At 35.9% G+C, this 2,167-nt stretch carries 2 protein-coding genes and 1 pseudogene; 2 read left to right on the plus strand and 1 reads right to left on the minus strand.

The window, feature by feature from the left end; genetic code table 11:
* Positions 1-12: 12 nt before the first annotated feature.
* Positions 13-220, plus strand: a pseudogene (locus OZD61_RS03865) (IS3 family transposase); the annotation flags it as partial.
* A gap of 197 nt (positions 221-417) precedes the next feature.
* On the opposite strand, the gene OZD61_RS03870 reads toward OZD61_RS03865, so the two are convergent.
* Positions 418-1,881: a hypothetical protein gene (locus OZD61_RS03870; RefSeq protein ID WP_274979925.1), complete on the minus strand. Its 1,464-nt coding sequence runs from the start codon at positions 1,879-1,881 to the stop codon at positions 418-420.
* A 140-nt stretch (positions 1,882-2,021) separates the two neighbouring features.
* Here OZD61_RS03870 and OZD61_RS03875 point away from each other — a divergent pair, with 140 nt between their 5' ends.
* On the plus strand, positions 2,022-2,144 hold the full coding sequence (locus OZD61_RS03875) for a WPE palindromic element domain-containing protein (protein ID WP_274979926.1): 123 nt from the start codon (positions 2,022-2,024) through the stop codon (positions 2,142-2,144).
* Positions 2,145-2,167 lie beyond the last annotated feature (23 nt).

Here is a 2,167-nt window from a genome sequence, read left to right on the forward strand (position 1 = left end):
TAAAGAATATAGATGAGTAATAAAGGCTGTTGTTACGACAATTCTGTTGCAGAAAGCTTCTTTAGCTCATTGAAAAGAGAAATACTTATTGATACTTCACAACACTCTGCTCAACAAACTAGAACTGCAATATTTGAATACATAGAAATTTTTTATAACAAACAACGTCACTATTAACTATTGCATTCCTGAGCATTTTGATTCATCATTCTCTTTGTGAAAAACATTCCAAACTTTCTCTTCACTTTTTCTGGGTAAGGTCAGTCAGCTACTTGGATGACAGGGGAGGGAGGTGCTACCCTGACAATCGTCATCCCGCTACGTGTTAGCGGGATCTAGAGATACCGCGAATGAATCGCGGTATGACGGTCTGCAGCGGTATGACGTAGGGCTGCACTAGCTATATCATGCATTTTATTAACCGACACTATAAACAACATCCTTACAATTATGAGATTGAACCACAACTTGCTCAAGCGTTAAGCTGCTGCGTTTAGCGTCTTTACCGTGGTTTTCCCCAAGAACATTTGTTCTTTCGTGTTTTATTTCTTCAATGAATTTCTTGTTAACGCTTTTAGGGTCAATCTTTTCCTGCGAATATATAAGATTAGTGCAATTTGTTTTTCTATAATAATGTATGCCAAAACCCACAATGAGTAATGCAAGTATACCAGAACCTATAAGTAATGATAATCCTATGTTATTAGTCAAAGGGTTTTGGTAAAATTTTTGTACACCATTAACACCATGTGTTGCAAGTAGCCCTAGAGGAAACGCTATATTTGCAGCAACTACACCAGTAAATAATGCAGTAAATATTGGTCTGTCGTTAATTACTGATTTTATTTTATTAGTTCTAGTAATTACTTTTTCGTCAATGTTAGTGAAGCCTTGTTTAGCTTCCCAAGCATTAAGTACAAAATTTGAATGAGTGCCATTGCTATATTCCAGTCTTACAGATTTTATAGCTTTATCTTTTGGCTGGTGCTCCAACACCTCAGCTAAAATTTTATCCGCATCTTTTTTTTGAATGGAATGTTCTTCAGTGTCTATAAATTGCCTTGTTGCAAAAAATATTGGACCAATTGTAAGCAATGCAGCAAGTGCGATAACTGGTATAGTGATATATTTTGGGCTGTTTGTAAAAAATGCAATAAATTTTGCTTTATCTTGTAAATATAATAAAGCTGCAGATATACTGAATACAATAGCACTTGCACCAAAAATTATAAAACCCTTCTGCTGCATGGCATACTTTGCTCTTGGCAAGAATCTGTTTGTTTTTTTATTTGTTGTGCTACCTATATCAGAATTTAGTGACAAAGACTCTTCAGAGTCATCTTTGCTTTTATACGATGGTAAAGTATTTGAAGACGCACCTAAATCATCTTTTGAGTTTTGACCACCTATTCCACTGTCTAAACTCTTTTTCGAAGATTTTGCATTTGGGTCTATAGCTGCATAAATATGTTTTTCTGATCCATTACCAGATAATCCTCCTAAACCTAAACTTGCTGTTTGTGATACCCAATCATGAGTCTCACCTTTTGTTTCTTCTAGGGAAGAAGGTAGTACTTCAGTACTAAGACCAAACAAATTTTTGTCTTCTTTGTCTTGTAAACCTGGAGCTTTTGGCAAAATCGGTGGTGCTCCATCACCATCTTTTTGTCGATTTACAGATGCATAAGTAGGATCCACTTCCTCATCATCTGATTCTTCATGTGACATTCCCTGCACACGTGGTACTACATTCAGTACACTTGAGATAGCATTTCCTGCTTCTTCAGGCGATGGTGGATCTTTTAGTGTTATCTTGCTATTGTCACCTGTTTGTTCGTAAGAAGTTAATTTTACTGTTGATTTTTCGACTGACCCATGCATATTCACTCCAAAGTTAATTACTATGCTGCATTGATTACGCTATAGTTATTAAGATATAGTAAATACCAATTTACAGATAATGTATCTGTTTAGCAGAGTGGCAAAATAAGGTAGACGAGAAAAGACAACTATAGGAACAAATGGGTGTCATCCCAGTGCCCAGACACTGGGATCCAGAAAATTTGATTGTGTACTATACAACATTTTCGATCAAAAGCTGGATTCCAGTGGGCTTTGTTGCATCGCTACTTATGAAAGGCTAACTATAATTAGGATTATAAGCAAC

This window comes from Wolbachia endosymbiont of Drosophila bocki, from assembly GCF_028982005.1.
Classification (GTDB): Bacteria; Pseudomonadota; Alphaproteobacteria; order Rickettsiales; family Anaplasmataceae; genus Wolbachia; species Wolbachia pipientis.

Bases quoted from the DNA above. Each gene is read 5' to 3' on its own strand.
- OZD61_RS03870 (WP_274979925.1), bottom strand. From the start codon at position 1,881: ATGCATGGGTCAGTCGAAAAATCAACAGTAAAATTAACTTCTTACGAA.
- OZD61_RS03875 (WP_274979926.1), top strand. From the start codon at position 2,022: ATGGGTGTCATCCCAGTGCCCAGACACTGGGATCCAGAAAATTTGATT.